Source organism: Massilia sp. 05N420 (genome assembly GCF_056397205.1).
In genome coordinates, this window is record NZ_JBFTMX010000038.1 from 20,053 (window position 1) to 41,077 (window position 21,025).

General features: G+C 64.3%; 18 protein-coding genes. 6 read left to right on the top strand and 12 right to left on the bottom strand.

Features of this window, described 5'->3' with window-relative positions; all coding sequences use genetic code 11:
* Positions 1–65: 65 nt before the first annotated feature.
* Both AC1DIX_RS21035 and AC1DIX_RS21040 read right to left on the bottom strand, forming a co-directional pair.
* Entirely contained in the window at positions 66–1,187 is a 1,122-nt protein-coding gene (locus AC1DIX_RS21035) for a type IV pilus twitching motility protein PilT (RefSeq protein WP_477327108.1), read from the bottom strand.
* 112 nt (positions 1,188–1,299) lie between these two features.
* Positions 1,300–1,773, bottom strand: a complete 474-nt coding sequence (locus AC1DIX_RS21040; protein ID WP_477327110.1) for a DMT family transporter — start codon at positions 1,771–1,773, stop codon at positions 1,300–1,302.
* 78 nt (positions 1,774–1,851) lie between these two features.
* Between AC1DIX_RS21040 and AC1DIX_RS21045 the strand changes: the two genes are divergently transcribed.
* Complete coding sequence (locus AC1DIX_RS21045; RefSeq protein ID WP_477327112.1) at positions 1,852–2,835, top strand: hypothetical protein; 984 nt, start codon at positions 1,852–1,854, stop codon at positions 2,833–2,835.
* A 141-nt stretch (positions 2,836–2,976) separates the two neighbouring features.
* Entirely contained in the window at positions 2,977–3,756 is a 780-nt protein-coding gene (locus tag AC1DIX_RS21050; RefSeq protein ID WP_442123109.1) for a head GIN domain-containing protein, read from the top strand.
* A gap of 34 nt (positions 3,757–3,790) precedes the next feature.
* Here AC1DIX_RS21050 and AC1DIX_RS21055 read toward each other — a convergent pair whose 3' ends face one another.
* From AC1DIX_RS21055 to purU, 3 genes are read right to left on the bottom strand one after another with little or no spacing between them, the layout of a single operon-like run.
* On the bottom strand, positions 3,791–4,240 hold the full coding sequence (locus AC1DIX_RS21055; RefSeq protein ID WP_477327114.1) for a copper chaperone PCu(A)C: 450 nt from the start codon (positions 4,238–4,240) through the stop codon (positions 3,791–3,793).
* 15 nt (positions 4,241–4,255) lie between these two features.
* The gene (locus AC1DIX_RS21060) at positions 4,256–4,804 is read right to left on the bottom strand and encodes a YaeQ family protein (protein WP_442123111.1); all 549 of its coding nucleotides are present in this window, start codon (positions 4,802–4,804) and stop codon (positions 4,256–4,258) included.
* Positions 4,805–4,829: 25 nt separating this feature from the next.
* Positions 4,830–5,699 (bottom strand): formyltetrahydrofolate deformylase, encoded by an 870-nt coding sequence (purU, locus tag AC1DIX_RS21065; RefSeq protein WP_477327116.1) that lies wholly within the window; start codon positions 5,697–5,699, stop codon positions 4,830–4,832.
* A 132-nt stretch (positions 5,700–5,831) separates the two neighbouring features.
* Between purU and AC1DIX_RS21070 the strand changes: the two genes are divergently transcribed.
* From AC1DIX_RS21070 to AC1DIX_RS21085, 4 genes are all read left to right on the top strand, one after another.
* On the top strand, positions 5,832–6,854 hold the full coding sequence (locus tag AC1DIX_RS21070; RefSeq protein ID WP_477327118.1) for an NADP-dependent oxidoreductase: 1,023 nt from the start codon (positions 5,832–5,834) through the stop codon (positions 6,852–6,854).
* A 118-nt stretch (positions 6,855–6,972) separates the two neighbouring features.
* A complete protein-coding gene (locus tag AC1DIX_RS21075; protein ID WP_442123114.1) occupies positions 6,973–7,305 on the top strand; it encodes a KGG domain-containing protein in 333 nt (110 codons plus the stop codon).
* A gap of 183 nt (positions 7,306–7,488) precedes the next feature.
* A complete protein-coding gene (locus AC1DIX_RS21080; protein ID WP_442123115.1) occupies positions 7,489–8,007 on the top strand; it encodes a M48 metallopeptidase family protein in 519 nt (172 codons plus the stop codon).
* A gap of 169 nt (positions 8,008–8,176) precedes the next feature.
* Positions 8,177–10,861 carry a sensor domain-containing diguanylate cyclase gene (locus AC1DIX_RS21085; protein ID WP_477327120.1) on the top strand — a complete coding sequence of 895 codons (2,685 nt, stop codon included), beginning with the start codon at positions 8,177–8,179 and terminating at the stop codon, positions 10,859–10,861.
* Positions 10,862–10,876: 15 nt separating this feature from the next.
* Here AC1DIX_RS21085 and AC1DIX_RS21090 read toward each other — a convergent pair whose 3' ends face one another.
* The 7 genes from AC1DIX_RS21090 to AC1DIX_RS21120 form a co-directional block, all read right to left on the bottom strand.
* Positions 10,877–12,289: a PepSY-associated TM helix domain-containing protein gene (locus AC1DIX_RS21090; RefSeq protein WP_477327122.1), complete on the bottom strand. Its 1,413-nt coding sequence runs from the start codon at positions 12,287–12,289 to the stop codon at positions 10,877–10,879.
* Complete coding sequence (locus AC1DIX_RS21095) at positions 12,277–14,559, bottom strand: TonB-dependent receptor (protein ID WP_477327124.1); 2,283 nt, start codon at positions 14,557–14,559, stop codon at positions 12,277–12,279. The genes AC1DIX_RS21090 and AC1DIX_RS21095 overlap by 13 nt, the downstream gene beginning before the upstream one ends.
* Before the next feature lie 139 nt (positions 14,560–14,698).
* Positions 14,699–15,112, bottom strand: coding sequence for a DUF2946 domain-containing protein (locus tag AC1DIX_RS21100; protein ID WP_477327126.1), 414 nt, complete (start codon positions 15,110–15,112; stop codon positions 14,699–14,701).
* 54 nt (positions 15,113–15,166) lie between these two features.
* Positions 15,167–15,430, bottom strand: a complete 264-nt coding sequence (locus AC1DIX_RS21105) for a PAAR domain-containing protein (protein WP_477250606.1) — start codon at positions 15,428–15,430, stop codon at positions 15,167–15,169.
* Positions 15,431–15,476: 46 nt separating this feature from the next.
* Positions 15,477–16,457 (bottom strand): hypothetical protein, encoded by a 981-nt coding sequence (locus AC1DIX_RS21110; protein ID WP_477327128.1) that lies wholly within the window; start codon positions 16,455–16,457, stop codon positions 15,477–15,479.
* A 25-nt stretch (positions 16,458–16,482) separates the two neighbouring features.
* Positions 16,483–18,036, bottom strand: a complete 1,554-nt coding sequence (locus tag AC1DIX_RS21115; RefSeq protein ID WP_477327130.1) for a hypothetical protein — start codon at positions 18,034–18,036, stop codon at positions 16,483–16,485.
* Positions 18,036–20,831, bottom strand: a complete 2,796-nt coding sequence (locus AC1DIX_RS21120) for a type VI secretion system Vgr family protein (RefSeq protein WP_477327132.1) — start codon at positions 20,829–20,831, stop codon at positions 18,036–18,038. The genes AC1DIX_RS21115 and AC1DIX_RS21120 overlap by 1 nt, the downstream gene beginning before the upstream one ends.
* Positions 20,832–21,025 lie beyond the last annotated feature (194 nt).

Below are 21,025 nucleotides of genomic sequence, written 5' to 3' on the forward strand. Positions count from 1 at the left end.
CGCCGGCAAGCGATAAAAAAACCGGGCAATGCCCGGTTTTTTCATGGCCGATCGCAAAACAGGCCTTACACCATCTCCGCAAAGCCGATCCGGTCGGTGGTCGCCGCGCGCGCCTCGTCGACGCCGACCTTGTGCGAGGCCAGCAGACCTTCCAGCACGCTGTTCATCGTGTGGCAGCCCGGCTCGCGGCCGGCGTTCATGTGGGCGCGGATGGCGCCCAGGTCGCCCTGCTCGATCATGGCGGCCACTTGCGGGCTGATGCTCAGGCATTCGGTGGCGAGATGGTAGCGGTTGCCCTGCCTGGACGGCAGCAGCGCCTGGCACAATACGCCGCGCAGGGCGTGCGCCAGGGCCTGGCCCTGAACGTCGGAATTGCCCAGCAGGCGCAGCATCTTCTGCAGGCCCAGCTCGGTCGAGCGCGCGTGCAGGGTGGCCAGCACCAGCGGGCCCGATTCGGCCAGCGCCAGCGCTTCCTGGGCGGTCTGGGCGTCGCGGATCTCGCCGATCACGATCACGTCCGGGCGCTCGCGCAGTGCGTCCAGCGCGCCCAGGTAATAGCTGCCGACGTCGGCATCCTCGCCCACTTCGCGCTGGGTGATGATGCACTTGCGCTGGGGAATCAGGGTCTCGACCGGGTCTTCGATGGTGATGATGTGGCCCGATCGCTGCTTGTTGATCTCGTCCAGCATCGACGCGATGGTGGTCGACTTGCCCTGGCAGGTGTCGCCGATGATCAGCACCAGGCCGCTGGTCAGGCGCGCGAATTCCTGCTCGTCCGGATGCAGGCCGAGGGTATCGAGGGCCAGCGGCTCCTTCGGGAAGCGGCGGATCACGCAGCCCAGGCGTTTCTTGCCCTGGAAGCTGAAGCAGTTGGCGCGGATGCGCGCCGTGTGCAAATCGATCGAGCGGTCGAAGGCGCGTTCCTGGATCCGGTCGGCCCAGTTCGGCTCGATGACGTCGAAGAACTCTTCCAGCTCTTCCTTGGTGATCGGCGAATCCGTCACCGCCACCAGGCCTTTCGGCTGGCGCAGCATCAGCGGACTGTTCTGGTGAATGATGATGTCCGAAAACACCAGCTTCGAATTCAGCAGGTGCAGGATCTGCTCGACCAGGGTACCGAAGACGGGATGGTCTTCGTTTTCGATATACGTCAGGGTGGGAATCTGCGAGGACTGGTGGTGTTCCATCGGGCGATCGATGATTGAAGTGGAAACTTACGATGCATTAATTATAAAACCAGCAGCGACCGGAAAGTTCCACTTGGAAAGAGAATTTTTCGTGTGAAAAACTTACAACAACTCAGCGGTCGAGCGCCTGGACGATGCGGTCGCCGAACAAAGCCAGCGCCACGCCCACGATCATGACGGCGGCCCCGGCCAGGCGCACCGCCGACACCTTGCGCATGGCGACATTGACCAGGCCGAAGTGGTCGATCGCCATCGAGGTCAGCAGCTGGCCGGCGATCACCAGCACGACCAGGTTCAGCAGGCCGATGCGCGGCACCAGCAACACGGTGCAGAAGATGAAGGCGGCGCCGAGGAAGCCGCCGGAGAACTTCCACAGCGGCTGCTGCGGCAGGACCGCCAGCGCATCCGGCAGCCCGCCGCGGACGAACGCCGCCACGGCCAGCGCCGCCGTGCCGCACATGAAGGACACCAGGGCGGCGACCACCGAATTGGCGCCGACCGCGGCCGCCATCTGGCTGTTGATGGCGGCCTGGAAGGATACGGCGATGCCGGCGCCGAAAGCGATGAAGAACAACAGGAGATTCATGAGGAATTTCGGACGAAAAAACGCAGGATTGTAGCGAAACCGGACAGGCATGCGAAGCCGTATGGCTAGTCAGACAACATGTCTGCGCATATACTGCGCGTCGTTACGTTCAAAATGTGCCCGAYGACGACAACCAGCAATGCGCGCCTGGCCGATCAGCCGATCCGCTGGCCGGTCCTGTTCCTGTTGTTCGCCCTGCTCGCGCTGTCGCTGATGATGTGGCGCTGGGGCGGGACGATCGAGGATTCCCAGGCCTACTTCGACACGGCCCGCTATTTCCGCGGCGAGATCGGCATCGCCCAGCTGCGCCCGCCCTTCCCCTACCGCACCCTGGTGCCCGCCATCGCCGCCGCCCTGCCCGGCGACCTGCGCCAGGCGTTCGCCGGCCTGAACTGGCTGTTCATGAGCGCCAGCGCCTGCCTGATGACCGCGGCGGCCCTGCGCGCCGGCCTCGACAGCAAGCGCGCGACCGGCGCCGGCGTCCTGATGCTGGTGGCGCTGCCGACCTTCTGGTATGCCCCCTATCTGCTGGTCGATCCGGGGTCGATCYGCGCCCGCAGCGCCTTCGTGCTGGCGGTGCTGGCGGGCCAGCCCTGGCTGGCCGCCCTGGCCGGCCTGCTCGGCACCGCGGTGCGCGAAGAGAACATCCTGCTGCTGGTCTGGCTGCTCGCCATGCGCCGCATCTCGCTGGCCGGCGGCCTGGCGGCGCTGGCCGCGGCCGGCGCCTGGCTGCTGGCGGTGCGCTTCTGGCTGATCCCGGGCCTGCCCGCCTATACCTGGGCGCCGAGCTGGTGGACAGTCAATCACGCGCTGCGCGACGTCCGCTCGCTGGCCTCGATCGGCGGCGCCTGCCTGCCCATCGTGCCGCTCGCGGTCCTCGGGTGGCGCCAGGCACCGGCGCCGCTCAAGCCGCTGCGCAGCCTGCTGTTCCTGATGGCCCTGCCGCCGCTGTATGCGGCCCTGTGCGTGCGGGTCGAGGGCCGCATCGTGTGGGGACTCTACCCCTTCCTGATCCCGTTCGCGGCCTCCTACCTGCGTCCCCCGCAGGCGGAACCGCGATGAAGCTGCATTCGCGCCGCCTGTTCCGCCTATCCGCAATCCGGCCCGCCGGCCGTGCAGTTCGTCGCAAAGCGCCCGCGCTCCCTGGCGGGCTTGTCTAAGATGCACCCATCGATCACCGACAACAATAAGCAAGGAGGAAACATGACCCAGACCCCGACTTCGCCGAACCGCCGCCGCCTGCTGGCCGCCTGCGCCCTCGCCCTCGCGGCCGGCACGGCGAGCGTGCCGGCACTGGCCGAATGGAGCTTCGGCCGCAGCGAACAGGTGCAGGGCAACGGCAAGATCGTGCGCCAGGCGCGCAACATCGGCCACTTCAACGGCCTCGCGATGGCCTTGCCGGGCGATGTGGAAATCCGTACCGGCAACAGCGAAGGCCTCAGCATCGAAACCGACGAGAACCTGCTGCCGCTGATCGAAACCGTGGTCGAGGACGGCACCCTGAAGATCCGCAGCAAGCGCAAGGTCAACCTCAAGACCCGCAACCTGAAGATCGTGGTGCAGGCGCGYGAGCTGGACCGCCTGGCGCTGGCCGGCTCCGGCAATATCGATGCCGACCGCGTCGCCGGCAAGCGGGTGCGTTTCGACGTCGGCGGCTCGGGCAGCATCAAGGTCGGCAAGGCCGAGGGAGAATCGATCGACGTCAACCTGGGCGGCAGCGGCGACCTGAAGGTGATCGAGGGCGGCGCGCGCAGCCTGTCGGCCTCGATCGGCGGCTCCGGCACCATCGACATGACGCGGGTGCGCGTCGACAGGGCCAGCGTGACGGTGGCCGGCTCGGGCGACGCGACCCTGTGGGTGCGCGACAGCCTGAGCATGACGGTGGCCGGTTCCGGCGACGTCAATTACTACGGCGACCCGCAGGTCAGCAAGTCCGTGGTCGGCTCCGGCGGCGCGCGCCGTCTCGGCCCGGCGCCTCGCTGATCGCGTAGGTGGGCACGCCGTGCCCACCTACGAATTAATGAGCTGGCGGCGCCGTATAGGCCAGCGGCTTGACCGGTACCGACAGCGCGATGTTCTCGCGCTTGCCGGCGGCGTCGACCACGGTCAGGGTCAGCGGCACCTGCTCGCCTTCCTTGAGCTGCTGCTTCAGGTCGAACAGCATCAGGTGGTAGCCGCCGGATGCCAGGTTCACCGTCTGGCCGGCCGGCAGGTCGATGGACTCGACCTGGCGCATGCGCATGGTCTGGCCTTCCATCGCCATCTGGTGCAGCTCGACCCGGCCGGCGACCGGGCTCTTCACTTCCACCAGCTTCACCGGTTTCGCGGACTTCAGCTGCATGAAGGCGCCGGCCACCTTGGCCTGGGGCACGGTGGCGCGGATCCACGGTTCGCTGAYGCTGACCTGGGCCAGYGCCGGCAGGGAGACGAGGCTGGCCAGGGCCAGCGCGAGAAGACGTCGGTTCATATTCCGCCTGTTCGATCAATAATTGCGTTCTGAAAGCAGTGTATCGCGTTCGACCTGCACGGTCTCAAGGCCGTCGGTCAGCCATACCTGGCCGTCCTGGATCGTGCACTGCAGCTGCATATTGCGCTTGCACATGCGCTCCAGCGCTGCGGCGGTCTCGGCCGCGATGTTGACGATGGTAATGTTGCGGGCGCGGTCGATCTGTTTCGCCACCTGCTTGAACCAGATGTGGCTGACGGCGCTGAAGCTGTACACGACCACGTGCTCGGCGCGGCCGCTGGCCTTCATCATGCGGCGTTCGTCCGGCTGGCCGACCTCGATCCAGGTCTGGATCGCGCCGGTCAGGTCCTTCAGCCACAGGGCCGGCTCCTCGACGTCGAACAGGTCCTTGCCGAAGGTAAGCGCCTCGTCGGCGTGCAGGGCGAAGGCGAGCAGGCGGATCATCACCCGCTCGTCGGTCTCGGACGGATGGCGCGCAATGGTGAGCGCGTGCTCCTGGTAGTAATTGCGGTCCATGTCCGCGATGCTCAGGTCTGCCTTGTAGATCGTTGCTTTCAGGGCCATCTGGTTCTTCTGTCTTTCAGTGTAATCAGCTGAACACGACGGTCTTGTCGCCGTTCAGCAGGATGCGGTGTTCCACGAACCACTTGACCGCGCGCGCCAGCACCACGCTTTCGACGTCGCGCCCGATCGCCGTCAGGGCCTCGACGCTCATCGCGTGGTCGACCCGCTCGACGTCCTGCTCGATGATCGGCCCTTCGTCCAGGTCGCCCGTGACGAAGTGGGCCGTCGCGCCGATCAGCTTGACGCCGCGCCGGTGCGCCTGGGCATACGGGCGCGCGCCCTTGAAGCTGGGCAGGAAGGAGTGGTGAATATTGATCGCCCTCCCCTTCAAGGCTTCGCACAGTCCCGGCGACAGGATCTGCATGTAGCGCGCCAGCACGACCAGGTCGATCTGGTGCCGGTCCAGCAGCTCGATGATGCGGCTTTCCTGCGCCAGCTTGTCGGCTTCGCTGGCGCCGGCCTCGAGCGGCAAGTGGTGAAAGGGGATATTGTAACTGGCCGCGAGCTGGTAGAAGTCCATGTGGTTCGAGACGATGGCCGGAATCTCCACCGGCAGCAGCCCGCTGCGGTAGCGGAACAGCAGGTCGTTCAGGCAGTGGCCGATCTTCGAGACCATGATCAGCACGCGCGGCTTGCGCGCGGCGTCGTGCAGCTGGCCGGCAGCATTCAGGTGGGCGCACAGGGCGTCGAAGCCGGCGCGCAGGGTGGCGTCCGCGACGTTCGGATCTTCCAGCGCGAAGTGGATGCGCATGAAGAACAGCTTCGATTCCGGGTCGCCGAACTGGTCGGAATCGATGATGTTGCAGCCGTGCTCGGCCAGGAAGCCGGACACGCGCAGGACGATGCCGCGCTGGTCCAGGCAGGACAGGGTCAGGATGAATTCGGGGTGCTTCATGGTCTTGGAAGGTCGTGGAGGATGAGGACGGTCGGAGCATTGTCGCATGAGTTGCAGGATGAGCATGTACGCGACATTCGCACCTCGTTCCGCTATAGTTGACAAGCCAACATGTCAAACAAGGAGACCCCCATGTCCACCCAAACCAACCAGCAATTCCGCCTGGCCTCCCGCCCTGTCGGCATGCCGACCGCGGAGAACTGGCAGCTCACCGAAGAAGCCCTGGCGCCGCTGGAAGACGGCCAGGTGCGCGTGAAGGTGCTGTACCTGTCGCTCGATCCGGCCATGCGCGGCTGGATGAACGAAGGGAAATCGTATATCCGCCCGGTGGCGATCGGCGAGGTGATGCGCGCCGGCGCGGTGGGCGTGGTCACGGAATCGCGTTCGCCGCGCTTCGAAGCGGGCGACCACGTCAGCGGCCCCTTCGGCGTGCAGCGCTTCTGGACCGGCCAAGCCGACGACCAGGGCAGCCTGGCGAAGATCGACCCCGGCCTGGCGCCGCTGCCGGCCTGGCTGAACGTGCTCGGCATGCCGGGCATGACCGCCTACTTCGGCCTGCTCGACATCGGCCAGCCGAAAGCCGGCGAGACGGTGCTGGTATCGGCCGCCGCCGGCGCGGTCGGGGCCACGGTCGGGCAGATCGCGAAACACCTGGGCTGCCGCGTGGTGGGCATCGCCGGCGGCGCCGACAAATGCCGCTTCGTGGTCGAGGAACTCGGCTTCGACGCCTGCATCGACTACAAGGAGGGGCCGATCGGCCCGGGCCTGAAGCAGCATTGCCCGGACGGCGTGGACGTCTATTTCGACAACGTCGGCGGCGAGATCCTGGACGCCGTCCTTACCCGCATCAACCTGAAGGCGCGGATCGTGATCTGTGGCGCGATCTCGCAGTACAACAACACCGCGCCCGTGCGCGGCCCGGCGAATTACCTGTCGCTGCTGGTGAACCGCGCGCGCATGGAGGGCATGGTGGTGTTCGATTTCTCCCCGCGCTATCCTGAAGGTGTGGCCCGCCTGGCCCAATGGCTGCGGGAGGGCAGCGTCAAGCACCGCGAGCACGTGGTCGACGGCCTCGAGAACTTCCCGGCCGCGCTCTTGATGCTGTTCGAAGGGAAGAACTTCGGAAAACTGGTGCTGAAGATCGCCGACGCCTGAAACGCGCCATTGCCGTCGCCATCGGCCGGAACTATTGCCTCCCCCGCCTCTCTAAACGCACGAGCGCATCCGTGACGCTCGGGTTTGATTGTTCACCGACAGGCACAAGGAGATCGATATGGCGACAAGCAAGGACGGCGGCAAGAGCGCGAGCTCGGGCGGCAACGAGCAGAAAAGCCAGCCTGCCAAGCGCGGTTTCGCTGCGATGGACCAGAACCAGCAGCGCCAAATCGCCAGCAAGGGCGGCCAGGCCGCCCACCAGAAGGGAACGGCGCACGAGTTCGACTCGGAGGAAGCGCGCCGCGCAGGCCAGAAAGGCGGGGAAGTGGTCAGCCGCAACCGCGCCCACATGGCCGACATCGGCCGCAAGGGCGGAGAAAGCCGGCAATCGGCCAACCGCGCCGCGGCCGCCGCCAAGGGAGGCAACCGCCAGGGCGGCAAGGCGGAATAAGATAAGGAAAGCGGCATCGCCAGGCTCCTTACCTGACCAGGGAATGACTGCATCCGTCGCGCCGCCGGCATCGGGCGCGGCGATTCCCTTTACCGGTTGATCTTCACCGGCCCCATTCTTCAACGATCACGCCAAGCGGCTGCGCACTCCGGCTGTCTCATCCTGTGCTAGAGTGCGTAGCCCATGTCCGACCCGAATACCCTTAAATACCTCAAGGCCTATCCCGCCCACCTGCTCGACCAGGTCCACCGCCTGCTGGCCGAGGGCCGCCTGGGCGAGCACCTGTTGCGCCGCTACCCGCAAGCCCACGCGGTACGCACCGACAAGGCCCTCTACGGCTATGTGCAGGACCTGAAGGATGAATACCTGCGCAACGCCGAACCGGTCGCCAAGGTCGGCTTCGACAGCAAGATCGGCATCGTCCAGCAAGCCCTCGGCCTGCACACCGCCATCTCCCGCGTCCAGGGCAGCAAGCTGAAGGCCAAGCACGAGATCCGCATCGGCAGCGTGTTCCGCGATGCGCCGCCCGAGTTCCTGCGCATGATCGTCGTGCACGAGCTGGCCCACCTGAAGGAAAAGCAGCACGACAAGGCCTTCTACAAGCTGTGCTGCTGGATGGAACCGGATTACCACCAGTTCGAATTCGACCTGCGCCTCTACCTGACCCAGCTGGAGCTGGGCGGCGAGCGGCTGTGGGGGTAATGCCGAAAGGTCAAGGCTGGCGCGCAACACTCCGCCATGAGTATCTACGCGGAAATAGTTTCCATGCGGAACGCATGATAGGATGTGCTCATCGGTTGCCCCCGCCCCCGGCGCCGATGACGTCCCGGCCCCTACCCCGCCGTTGTCCATCCGGATTCCTGGAGCGGCCATGCCCCACCCGATCACTTCTTCCGAACAAGACCGACTCAACGCACTCGATTCGCTGCATGTCCTCGACACGCCGGCGGAGCAGCGTTTTGACCGTTTCACGCGACTGGCCGCAATGACCTTCGGGGTCCCGGCAGCGGCGATCTCGCTGGTCGACGGCACCCGCCAGTGGTTCAAGGCGCGCTGCGGCATCGAGGCCTCCGAGACGCCGCGCGCGGTCGCCTTCTGCAGCCATACGGTGACCCTGGACGAGATGCTGGTGATCGAAGATGCAGCCGCCGATCCGCGCTTCGCCGCCAATCCCATGGTGACCGGGGCGCCGCACATCCGCTTCTACGCCAGCCAGCCCCTGCATAGCAACGGCCAGCCGGTCGGCACCCTGTGCATTGCCGACTCGGCGCCGCGCGTGTTTACGGAAGAGCAGCGCCAGGCCTTGCGCGACCTCGCCGAGCTGGCCGAGGTCGAGCTGAACCATGTGAAGACCGTCACCGCCCGCCTGATGGCCGAGCAGGCCCAGAAGGCGCTGAACACCCAGCTCGAGCAGCGGGTGGCCGAGCGCACCGCCGAACTCGAAGGCAAGCTGGCCGAACTGTCGCAGGAGATCGCCCACCGCAAGGCGGTCGAGGTTTCGCTGCAGCACAGCGAGGACTGGAACCGCACCATCGTCGCCGCCTCCTGGAGCGGCTTCGTCGGCGCCGATGCCGAAGGCCGCGTCATCGAATGGAATGCCTCGGCCGAACGGATCTTCGGCTGGCCCCGCGCCGAGGCCCTCGGCCGCAGCCTGTCCGAGCTGCTGGTGCCGCCCCCGCTGCGCGCGCTGCACGACGCCGGCATGCGGCGCTGGCACGCCACCGGCGAAGCCGCCATGCTGGACCGTAAGCTCGAACTGCCGGCGCTGACCGCGAGCGGCCGCCAGATCATGATCGAGATGACCATCAGCAGCTACGAGTGGAAGGGCAAGCGCTGCGTCGGCGCCTTCATCAACGACATCTCGGAACGCATCCGCACCCGCCAGCAGCTTGAGGAAAAGCAGGAACTGGTGGACGCCGTGCTGGAATCGATCGACGTCGGCGTGGTGCTGTGCGACGCGGTCGGCAACCTGGCGTTGTTCAACCGCGCGGCGCGCGCCATCCTCGGACGCGACATGAAGGCCATCGCGCCGGCCGAGTGGGCGCAACACTACGCGCTGTGCCATGCCGACGGCCGCACCCCGCTGGCGATGGACGAGGTACCGCTGGCGCGCGCCCTGACCGGCGAGACGGTGCGCGACGAGGCCGTCGTCATCGCCCGCACGGACGGTCCGCCGCACACCGTGCTGGTCAGCGGCCGGCCGCTGCGCAGCGCCTCCGGCCGTCCGCTGGGCGCGGTGGTGGCGATGAAGGACGTCACCGAAGCGAATGCCTCGCGCGCGCAGCTCGAGACCAACGAGCGCCGCCTGCGCGCCATCACCGAGAACCTGCCGGCCATGATCGGCAAGCTGAACGCGGCCGGCGAGTTCGTCTTCCTGAACGATTACGCGCTCAAGATGTACGGCAAGCGCGCCGACGAGCTGCTCGGGCGCAACGTGTCCAGCGCCTACCGTCCCGAGGACTACGCGCGACTGGTCCCCTGGATCGAACGGGTGGCGGCCGGCGAGCGGGTTTTCTTCGAATTCGTGTCCGGCAGCGACGCCCGGGCCCAGCATTTCCAGTGCTGCCTGGTCCCCCAGCGTACCGCGGGCGGGCAGCCGGACGGCTTCTACGCGATGGCCTTCGACATCACCGAGCGCAAGACCAGCGAGCTGCGCCTGGCCGAGAGCGAGGAGAGGCTGCGCACCATCACCGACAACGTGCCGGTGCTGATCGCCCACCTCGACAGCGAGCGCCGCTACGTGTTCGCCAACGCCGTGCACCAGTCCTGGCTGGGCAAGCCCGCCGGCGAGATCCTCGGCAAGACCATGGAAGAGGCCTTCGGCGCCGACTACCTCGCGCCCCAGGCGGCGGCGCTGGAACAGGCCTGGCGCGGCCAGGCCTCGCAGTGCGAGCACGAGATCGTGCGCAAGAAGCACATGCGGATCGCCCACACGACCTTCCTGCCGCAGCTGCGCGACGGTGCCGTGGCCGGCGTCTACGTGCTGACCACGGACGCCACCGCCTCGCGCATGCACGAGCGCAGCCTGCACGCGCTGGCCCATACCGACACCCTGACCGGCCTGCCGAACCGGCGCCGCTTCCAGGCCGCGCTGCAGGATGCGGAGCGCACGCCCCGGCCGGGCCGCGGCACCGCCCTGCTCTACCTGGACGTCGACCACTTCAAGCAGATCAACGACCGCTACGGCCATGCCGTCGGCGACGCCGTGCTGGTGGAGTTCGCGCGCCGCCTGGGCGGCGCGGTGCGCAGCTCCGACCTGGTCTCGCGCCTGGCCGGCGACGAATTCACGGTGCTGCTGAACGAGGTGGCCGGCGAGGCCGACGTCGAACTGGTGGCCCGCAAGATCCTCACGGCGATGCGCGCCCCCTTCGAAGTGGGCACGCTGATCCTGCAGGTCGGCACCTCGATCGGGGCGGCGCTGGCGGAACAGCCGGAGCTGTCGCCGAGCCGCCTGCTCGACGCCGCCGACCGCGCCCTGTATACCGCCAAGGAAGCCGGGCGCGGCACCTATGCGATGCTGCGCCTCGGCCACAGCCAGGTCCCGGCCCACGCCTGAAGCGGCTCGGACGGCTCAGGCGGCCGCCAGTCCTTCCCGCCGGCGGCGCCAGGCCAGCGCCGCTTCCAGTGCCGCCAGCCCGGCCGCGCTCAGGGCCAGCAGCGGCATCAGCGCGCACAGGCCGATCGCGAGCGCGACGGCGGCAGGCGACGCCGAGCGCCAGGCGCCCGGCAGCAGTGCCGGCAGGCCGGCCAGGCCGGCGCGGCGCCGCTTGAAGAACATCGCCCAGCCCGACACCAGCGAGAACAGCACCCCGGCCGCGAACACGCACAGCAGCACCTGGTTCCAGATGCCCAGCTCGCCGCGGTGGAAGGGGATGCCGACCGTGGTGGCCTTGCCGAAGGCCGTCTGCCGGTCCCAGCCCGCGTAGTACAGCGCCTGGCCGTCATAGCCGTTCAGCACCAGGTCGAAACGGCTGGCCGGATGGCGCCTGTCGGCCGAGGCCACGCGCCAGACCCCATGCGGGCCGCGCGGCGGCATCAAGGACGGCGTCACGCCCGGCACCAGGGCGCGGCTACGGTCCCAGGCCTGCTGGAAATTCATCTGCGGCCGGTCCTGGGGCATCGAATGCAGGCGCTCCGGCACCCGCGGCCCGGCCTGTCCGGCCCAGTCGCGCAGGGTCCGCACGTTGTCGCCGGCGTATTTGCTCCAGGTGAGGCCGGTCAGGACCATCGCCAGGCTCAGCACGCTCAGCAGGGTGCCGAGGAAGGCATGCCACTGGCGCCAGCCGGCGCGCCCGCGCGCCGAGGCACGCGGCAGGCCCGGCTGGCCGGGTCGCGGCCACCACAGGACCACGCCGGTCAGCAGCATCACCAGCATCCAGCTGGCCGCCAGTTCGATCATCCAGCGCAGCGACTCGCCCTGCAGCAGGCGCGAATGCAGGCCCCGCGCCCATTCGCTGAAGCGGTCCTGGTCGCGCTGGCTGCCGAGCACCGTGGCACGGTAGGGGTCGACGAACACGGTGACGCGGTCGCTGCTTTGTCCCCCCCTCCGCCCCGGCCGCGCGCCCGCCGGCGCCGGAGCGGCTGCCGCTGCCGCCGCTGCCTCTCCGGCCGGCTGGCCGTGGCCCGCATGCTCGCCGGCGCCCGGCGCGGGCTGGCCGAAGCTCACCCGTACCGCGTCTTCCGCGGCCGCGGGCGGGATCACCGCCTGCACCACGAGCCCGTCCGGCGCCGCCCTGCGCGCCGCCTCTACCGCAGCATCGAGCGGCAGCCGCGCGCCCTCCGGCGCCACCCGCTCCAGCCCGCCGTACAACCGCGCTTCGATCTGCGGCGTGAAGACGTAGAGCAGCCCGGTCAGGGTCGCCACCAAAGCGAAGGGAGAGGCGATCAGCGCCGCCCAGAAGTGGATGCGCCAGAACAGGCTGCGGCGCCGCGCCGCCAGGCTGGGCAAGCTGTCGACGCTGTCCTCCATGGTCACAGATCCCATTTCAGCTCCGCCACCCAGGTGCGCTGGGGATAAGGGTGGAAGTTCCAGTACCTGTAGTTGTTCAGGTTGTCGATGCCGAGGGCGGCGGACCACTGCCGGTCGATCCGCCAAGTGAGGCGCAGGTCGGTCGTGAAGTACTTGCTGGCGCCCTGATAGGCGAAGCCGTTCGGGTCCGAATTGTCCAGGGTCGAGTACTGGCGCCCGCTGTAGCGCGCCGCCAGCGTGGCCGCCAGCCTGTCGTCGAAGCGCCAGGTCGCCTGGCCGGCCGCGCGCCATTCCGGAATCCGCGGCTGCCACTTGCCGACGCTGGCCGGGAATTTGTCGTTGCGCCCGATCTTCGAATCGGTCCAGGTCAGGCTGGCATTCAGGTCGAGGCCGCGCAGGACGACGTCGCTGGCGGCGTAGGCGACTTCCAGTCCTTTGGTGGCGATGCGGTCCACGTTCTGGACGTTGGTGACGTTGGGCACCACCAGCACATTGGTCTGCGAGTACAGGGCATCGCGGGTGCGCTCGCCGAAGGCCGTCAGGCGCAGCTGGCCGGTCTCGAACTTGCGCTCGGCCGTCAGCTCGCCGGTCCAGGATTTTTCCGGCTTCAGCTTGGGGTCGTTGTTGATCAGGGTGCCGGCCGCGTTGATGCCGCCCTGGTACAGCTCCGACACGGTCGGCATGCGCAGCGCGCGTCCCAGCGAGGCCTTCAGCAGCCAGTCGTCGCTCGCCTGGAAGGCCAGCGCGGCCTTGGGCGAAAAATAATCCTCGCGACGGCTGCCGTGGCTGACGGTGGTGGTGGCGTTCGAGGTCCTGCCCTCGCGCGCCTCCCAGCGCTCGTAGCGCAGGCCCAGCACAGTCTTCCAGCGCGGTGCGAACTTCCAGGTGTCCTGGGCATACAGGGCGTCGATGCCGGTGCGGCCGCTGAAGGCCTGGTTGCGCGCGCCGGGCGCGCCGTTCAGCCAGTCGGCGGTGGCGTTCTCGATGCTGCGCAGCTTGTAGCTTTCCTCCTGCCAGCCGAACTCGGCCACATGCGCGCCGGCGACACCGTCCGGCCGCCACACAGCCTTGGCCGCGAAGGTGTGCCAGCCGGTGCCGTGCTGGTCGACGATGCGCCCCGCCCCGCCGTTCGCGGCGGCCGGCAGGGCGACCGTCGGCGCGCGCAGGCTGTCCTTGTCGTAGTCGTAGAGGCTGGCGGCGACTTCCCAGTCGAAGCTGCCGCGGGTGCTGCTCTTCACGGTCAGGCCGTGCATCAGGTGGTGCAGGCTTTCGTTCGACTGGTTGAAGTCGGCCGGTGCCAGGGTGTAGGCGCGGCCGCCGATATTGACCATGCCGCTGTAGACGGGCTGGCCGGCGGAATCACGCAGGTAGGACTCGGGACGGCCCTGGGAATCGTTGTCCCACAGCCCGAACACATAGGTGGCGCGCAAAGTCGGCGAAAAATCGTAGGCCAGCTTGGCCTTCAGGTGATCCTGCACCGTGTGGTAGCGCGTCGCGGCGCCGAGGATCAGCCAGTCGCGCCCGGTGCGGTCCTGGCCGGGCACGGCGCCGCTCACCGGCGTTCCTGCCGCGGACCCGATAGCGGCCGGGTAGCGGGTCGGGAAGGTCAGCGGCTGTCCGTCGCTGTCGAGGCGGCTGACATTCAAATACCATGACCAGCGGCCGGCGCGGTTGCCGAGCGAGACGCTGCCCTGCCGGCCATGGTAAGTATCGTCGGTGCCGTACAGCTTGAAGGGCTGGAGGGAGGCCGACAGCCTGGCGTGGGCCTCGAAGCGGGACGGCATCCGCGTCACGTAGTCGACCACGGCGCCCACCGAGTTGCCGCCATAGGCCGCCGAGAACGGACCGTACAGCACATCGACCCTTTCGATCTCTTCCGGGCTGACCATGCCCCAGCGCGGCGCGAAGGCCGCGCCGTTGCCGAGGTAGTTGGAGAGCAGGATGCCGTCCGCGTACACGGCCGAGCGGGCGCTGTTGCCGGTACCCGAGGCGCGCGTGGACAGCACCGCGTGGTTGTAGTCGCCGATGTAGCGCTTGCGTACCAGCAGGCTGGGCAGGTATTTCAGGGCGTCCTCGGCGTCGCTGGCGTTGATGCCGCGCGCGATCTCGTCGCCGGTGATGGTCTCGATCGTGGTCGGGATCTGGGTCGGCAGCGAGGTCGGGTGCTTGCCGGTGATGATGACGGTCCCGAGCTGGCTTTCCTGGCCGGGCCCGTCCTGGGCAAAGGCCGTGGACATCGCGGCGGCCAGCGCCGTCAGGGCCAGCGCTGTGCTTGTATTTTTCATTGTTGTTCCTGTGCTTGACCTGGGATTGGTTCAGTCGCCCGATGGGGCGCTCGGCACACGTCAAACCACCAGCCCTTGCGCGAAGCGGGACCGGGGCCTGACGGTGCGGGTCTGGGCTGGCGGCGCGGGGCCGCCGGGGTTAGGCAAGGAAAGGCGGCGCGCGCGGCTGCGCCAGCGACCACGGGAACAGCGGGCGCGAGGCGTGATAGTAGAGCGGCGGATAGACATCCCGGCCGGCAAGCGGGGCGAAGGCGGCATCCATCGGCGGTGGCAGGCCGTGGGCGCTGGCGTGGGCTGCGCAATAGCTGCAATGGTTCATGTTCTTGTGCAGCTTGCCCGAGGTGGACTCGTCGGTACCGGCGGGCGCCAGCACGACCGGCATGCTGGTCATGCCCATCGCGGTGCAGACTTCCATCTCCATCACCAGGGGCGCGCGGGTAGCGGGTTCCATCGCATGCGATACCAGCGGGGCGAACACGTTGAACAGGATGGCCAGGCAGGCGATCCAGGCGATCCGCGCGCGTGTGCGCCAATGCCGTGTCGGGGTATGCATGCCCGAATTATAGAGCACAGTCGGGCGAGGGTTCGAAACGATTCTGCGAGGTAGCTAAATCTTGCCCGACGACGGCGTGGACGAGATCAGCGTTGCCCCACACGATGTTTTATGTCCTTCGAAGGCCACCGGCATTCCTCTATCCAGCACCATTGGATCGCCTTCCGCAATTACACAAGAAGCATGGCCATTGACCGGACAAACACATGCGTCTCCTTGACGGGCCACCGCTATGCCGTTGACGAACGAGGTGCCAGAGGCGGCAATCACCTTGCCGCCGTGGCTGGTTGCGTCACCTAATCGGATAACACCTTTCATCTTCTGCCTCCCAAGCTTGACCGATTGCCCTCGCAGGATTGTTGGATCATCGGTCGCTTACCCACTGCCAGACCGTGTAGCCGTAAGCGGATTTTAGATCGGCCATCGGTTCGCCAGCTTTGTAGAAGCGTCGCGCTGCGCCGGGATCGGTCGATTGCCAAATGCCGGCTTTAGGGCAGAGTTGCCCGGCTTTTGCCCGTAGTTCTTCATTCGTGTCGACAGTGACGGTACGGCCGGATGGGAACAGGGGGTGCCAGGTAGTGGCGACGGCGACCGTTTCCGGGGAAGGAAACATACAGTCTGCAGTTCTAAGTTCTTCCGTAGTTTTAATTATTCGAAAAGCTGGTTGCATCCGTAATCCCTTGATGGCAAAGGTGAGACTGTGTCTTTCCAACCCTGTTATGGGATACCAAACCCCGGTTTGAGGTACCTCCTCTCCCGTTTCGCATGCGATGGTTCTATCAACGACGTATTCCGACAGAGGGTCAGGAAGTACAGGGAAAAACGGGCCTTTTTGTGAATTTTTGTAGTCGTCATACCAGCGTAGTATATCGTCGCCGGGAAATCCATCATCATCGTTACTTCGCTCAGGACAATCTGGATCCGGGTCGAAAAAGCTGTTGGCCCCGACCATCGCATTGTTAAGTACTGCTTCAATTCTTCCAGCATACTTTAATATTCGGCTAATCCTGATATTGCTAAACTCTTTATACTCAGCCTCGGTCATCCAACCATGCAACGGCTGTTCCAGCATACCGTGGACATCTCCGCTGACATAGCCTGCGGTATTCCATATCGACTTAAAATCACCTAACCTCGCCAGTTCGGCGCCACGTCTGAAATCACGTGCCCATTTTTTGCATACGTCATAGATCTGGCCATTTCTTCCATAATTGGCGGCACTACGCGAAACAGCGAGGGTTCCAAACCACGACATCGTATCGTCGCACTCACGCGCAGCAGCTTCGAAAAATTCGGCCGACGCAAAAAGATTCCATATGCCGGCTTCCAAGTTCAGATTTCGCATGTACTCCTTCTCCATAAGTAAAAGTTTACGCTGATGCAGGGACCGTTAACAAAATGCGTTGTGCCTCCTGCGGCGTGTAATCTGTCGCTCCCCATCCGGTTTCGCTCGGACCTTTGATGCGTGGATCTGTAATGCGTGCTCGTAGCTTCACGGAGGTGGATTCCCCGGCCACGTCAACATATTCAATTCTGCGATCTTCATTACCTGCATGATCCCTCAAGGATTGCCCAGTATTTCGATCCACCCTCGGCATCGCGTTAACCATCTCGTCACGACTGCCGGGAAAGAATACTATCTGCTCGCCCCCTCCCTCAAGGTAATATTCAGTCCCTTCAAGCTTTTGACTAGCGGCAGGGCCTCGCCAAACAGGGAGTGTTTCACCAGCCTTCACTTCGTATTCGACGACCCATCCATTCTGATTCCACTCCGGCTTGACGGCGAATCTACTGCGCCATTCATCACGATTTTTGAGCGCCTTGTACTCTGCTTCCGTCATCCAAAAAATTCCCGCGCCCTCATTTGAGGGATCAACAATACGATAGAGCTTTGCTGGCCCCGCAATAGCACCGGCTCGGATACCGCCGTCTTTCTTTGCGAAGGTTTTAACAAGCCAGTCCTGAAGAGGCGGATGGTTCGGGTGTGCTTTCATCAACGCTTGAATTTCCTTGTCGTCCAATTCCAACCGTGGATATTTCGTTTGTCGTTTAATTTTTTTTACCCACTTCGGCGGCTTCCCATTGATCAGCTTCGCCGAGCCCGATTCCGACATCGGTGCGATCCAACCCCGATTAGTCTGGTATGTCTGCACATGCCATGCCTGGTCATCCAGCCGTTTGGCAACGATTTTCAATACGGTCCGCACTGGCTGGATGAGTTCCTGGATTGCGCTGTTCATGGCGCGTCTTTTCGTATCGATCAGCTTGATGAAGTCATCGATACGTTCGCGGATGGTGCTCGGCACGATAGGCCGGATCTTTTGCAACAGGCTCTTCAAGTCGTCGCATTTCGCATTCAGCAGACGCCCCAGCATGGCAGGACTGAGCTTGTCCGATGCTTCGCGAATGGTTGTCGACACGAAACGGTATACGTCAGGCAATTTTCCATCGGTTGCCCATTTCACTACCCGATTGTGCTGCAGATACTCGGTAATTTTAGGGAGGGCGGCATCGCACGCCCGATGGGCAGCAGCCAATAACTTCTCGACGTTAACGATATCGTCGGCATGCTGGATGATCGGCCTGAGATATACCCAGACAAGGCGCAGCGTACTTTTGACGACCGTGCCAATTTCCGGGACAAACCCGACAATCGTCGTCACGATAAAGAACAAGGTGACCTTGTTGGAAGGCTCCTTGCTGAATTGCCGGATGTTCGCACATAGATCGCGGAGGTCGCATACGGTATCGACCACCGGGATCAACGAGACCACCATATCGAATCCGATCTGTCCGGCAGAGCGATCTGCATTGAAGTCGCCTTGCAGCGCACCCCAGACCCATTCGCCCAAGCCGATTTCTTCGGGTTTTTCCTGTCCTTGGACTTCATTCAACGCGCCCAGCGTGTCGTTGGTGGTCGCCATTAGTTGCCTCCTCGTTCTTCGCCCATGAGCGGATCGAGCCCGGACAGGAAGTCACTTGTTTCTGGCCGTGCTGCATCCTTGGCGGCAGGTGCGTTGTGATAGACAACTTTGGTAATGGTTTCCGGCAGGTTGCGCTCTTCGGCCATGCCGTTGCCGTCGAGAGTGCCACTTTTCTGCTGGCCGTTTGCGAAATACAAGGTATAGGGCACGCCAGCCATTGGCGCCCCTTGGTAGCCGTCGAGGTCGAGCTTCAGCCAATTGGTGTGATCGGCAGCAGGGAAAAACGGCAGGTCAGCGTCTTGCCGCGCAGGGCCGTCCCATTTGTGCATCCCGGCTTTCACAATGAAATCACCGCCGCAGCCATGCTCGATCTTGCCGTCCACGATCTTGATATACGCGCCGCCGCATAACAGCGTGAGGCTTTTTTTGGCGGCAATCACGACGTCGCCTTGGCTGGCGGTGATTTTGACATCGCGATCGGCAGCAATTCCGATACTGTCCTGCTGGGCCTGGATGTCGACCCTGCCGGTTCTAGCAATGTGTTTTATCCCATCCTGGTGCGCAAACAGCGCAATACCCCTTCCCGCATTGATATTCACACGCTGCCCGGCAAACGCCTGGATACTCTGTTGCGCCAGAATGTTCTGCTGCCGACCGCTGTAACTGACGGAGGATTTTGGCGTGGCGCTGACAAATCCACCATGTGAATACTGGGCGATCAGCGGGGCACCGCCTTTCTCGGCATCGATCAGGCCTTCCGCCAGCTCGCGGTGTGGCGCGAGATCGACCGGCATGGACTGATGCTGTTCCGCGAACTCGCCTAATTCCTTGAGTAGCGCCTGCGAAGCTCCGAGGAGGGCTTGCAAAGGCTCGCGTTCAAGTTGCTTCCCTGCCGCACCAAGCATGGCTTGGGTAGTCAACAGCATCAACCGGGCGGCGCRTACCACAACGGACTGATCACTCCGTAATTCGGCCCCTTCGCCGCGCGCCTGGCCATCGCCATCGCTTCGCGGATGTGTCAACCAGCCGAGATTCAACTGGCTGTGTCCATGCTCCGAGGCCAGTTGCGCGCTGATCTGTCCAGGGGTGTCATCCAGCCGGAGCTGGTTGTAACGTATGCCATGCACTTCCTTGCTTTTGATGCCCGCAAGGAAGCGGTTGCCGGGTAACCCACCCGTATGGCTGAAGGCGGGCGGAAGAGCGATGGCGCCATGCACGCGAGCCACGACAATCGGCTTGTCTGGATCACCTCCCAGGAAGTCCACGAGTACTTCATCTCCAACCCGTGGCAAGGTAGTGTTGCCCCAACGGTCGCTCGCCCAATGACTGGCAACACGAACCCAGGCCGAATCCCGATCCGTATCACTGGCACCGGCACCATCCATATGGTCTTTTTCGCGCGTTCCAGGAAAGCGCAGCTTGACACGTCCAAATGCATCGCAATGCACTTCTTCCCCCGGCGGTCCGACCACAATCGCTGACTGTAAATGCACAGGCGGAAGGTCGGTGCGCGGATCGAAACCCGGCACCATCGGTATGCCGCGGCGAACGCAAGTGAAGCGGTTGGTGTATTTGACGTCCCGTTCGTTGCCAGCTTGCTCAAGCCCGAAATTATCAGCGCTCTGGTACCAGCCATTAGCGGAAAAAAGGCGTTGTGCGCGTTCGTCGATATCCTCGGGCAGGTTATTTTCTGCTGCCACGAATAGCTCCGTCAGGACGAATTTACGTTCGTCGTTCGGATGTGTATCGATTTCGGGATGCCCATCGAGCCGGAACCATTCACCGACGCACAAATCTCGGACACCGCTCTCGCCACAAAAGCACTTGGCCTCGTACTCGTAGCGCTGCATCCGCAATTCGCCCAGTCTTCGGAAGTCGCTGTTGTCATTCCCAAAGTGCGGTGGGTCGATCCTGTAATCGTCAAGACTGAATGCAAACTGGTCGCCGGCTTCGCCTTGCTGCATGGTGGTCGGGGCGTGCGTGGACATCATTCGGCCTTGAAGATAGTCCCAGCTTTGGCGAGTGGCGTTACCGGCTTTCAAGGAGCGAACGGCACTCCAGTTGAAAATCCCATCACGGGTTTCGGTTCCTGCATCGCGATGAAAGCGCACGGCTCCTGCACTGTTTTGCGCCAGCGCCTCCGGCGTATCGAACAGCACCAATGTATGGACAGGCACAGACGAACTGTGGGGTTGGCCCGACTGGCCAGCCCGAAAGAACCAGGCAATGCCGCGCCGCTTCCATAGCCGACGTACAAAGGCTGCATCCGATTCGTTGTGCTGCATCGCGAACTCACGCGCTGGGTATGTGCCAGAAATGCCAGAAACATCGACTTCAAGAGCATTAGCCAGAATTGGGTTAACGTGGCGCCATTCGCTTACCAACGCCAGGGAAATATCGACTTCGTTTCGACAGCGGAAAACGCGGGTATTGGTTGACTGCTCCATCAAGCTCAGCGCATCACGAATGACCAATTGATAGGTTCCCAGTCCGCCGTCGCTCTGACCCGCCGATGCTTGCACCACAACGCCACAAACCGAACGCAGCTCGCCACGATCCGTGACGAATTGCAGTTCGGCCGGCAGTGCGATGAATTCTTTCAGAGGGAGTGCTGCTTGCATGGAAACGCACAGGAGTCGATACTCGATCCCGCCGCAGAGCGTTTCCTGACCGCTGACATGCTTGACGAGTAAAACGTCCTCAAGAACTGAACTTTGGTGTGCCAAACGTACGCGAATCGGACGATGCGCTTGCGTTGGACCGGGATGCAGCCCAGGCAGGTTCAGTGAATTCATGTGCGCTCTCCAGGTTAAAAAGATTCGCACAAGAACTTGCCACGGTAATCAGCTGCGCCACTTGAGGCTGGTCACTACAAACATCTAGTGCTCTCCGGCGAAAAAATTCTCGAGCTAGTCAGCTTTACCCGTGCTTCGATCTGGACCATTGCCCCATGCCATCCATCACAGAACTCAAAAACTCATGTTGCCGA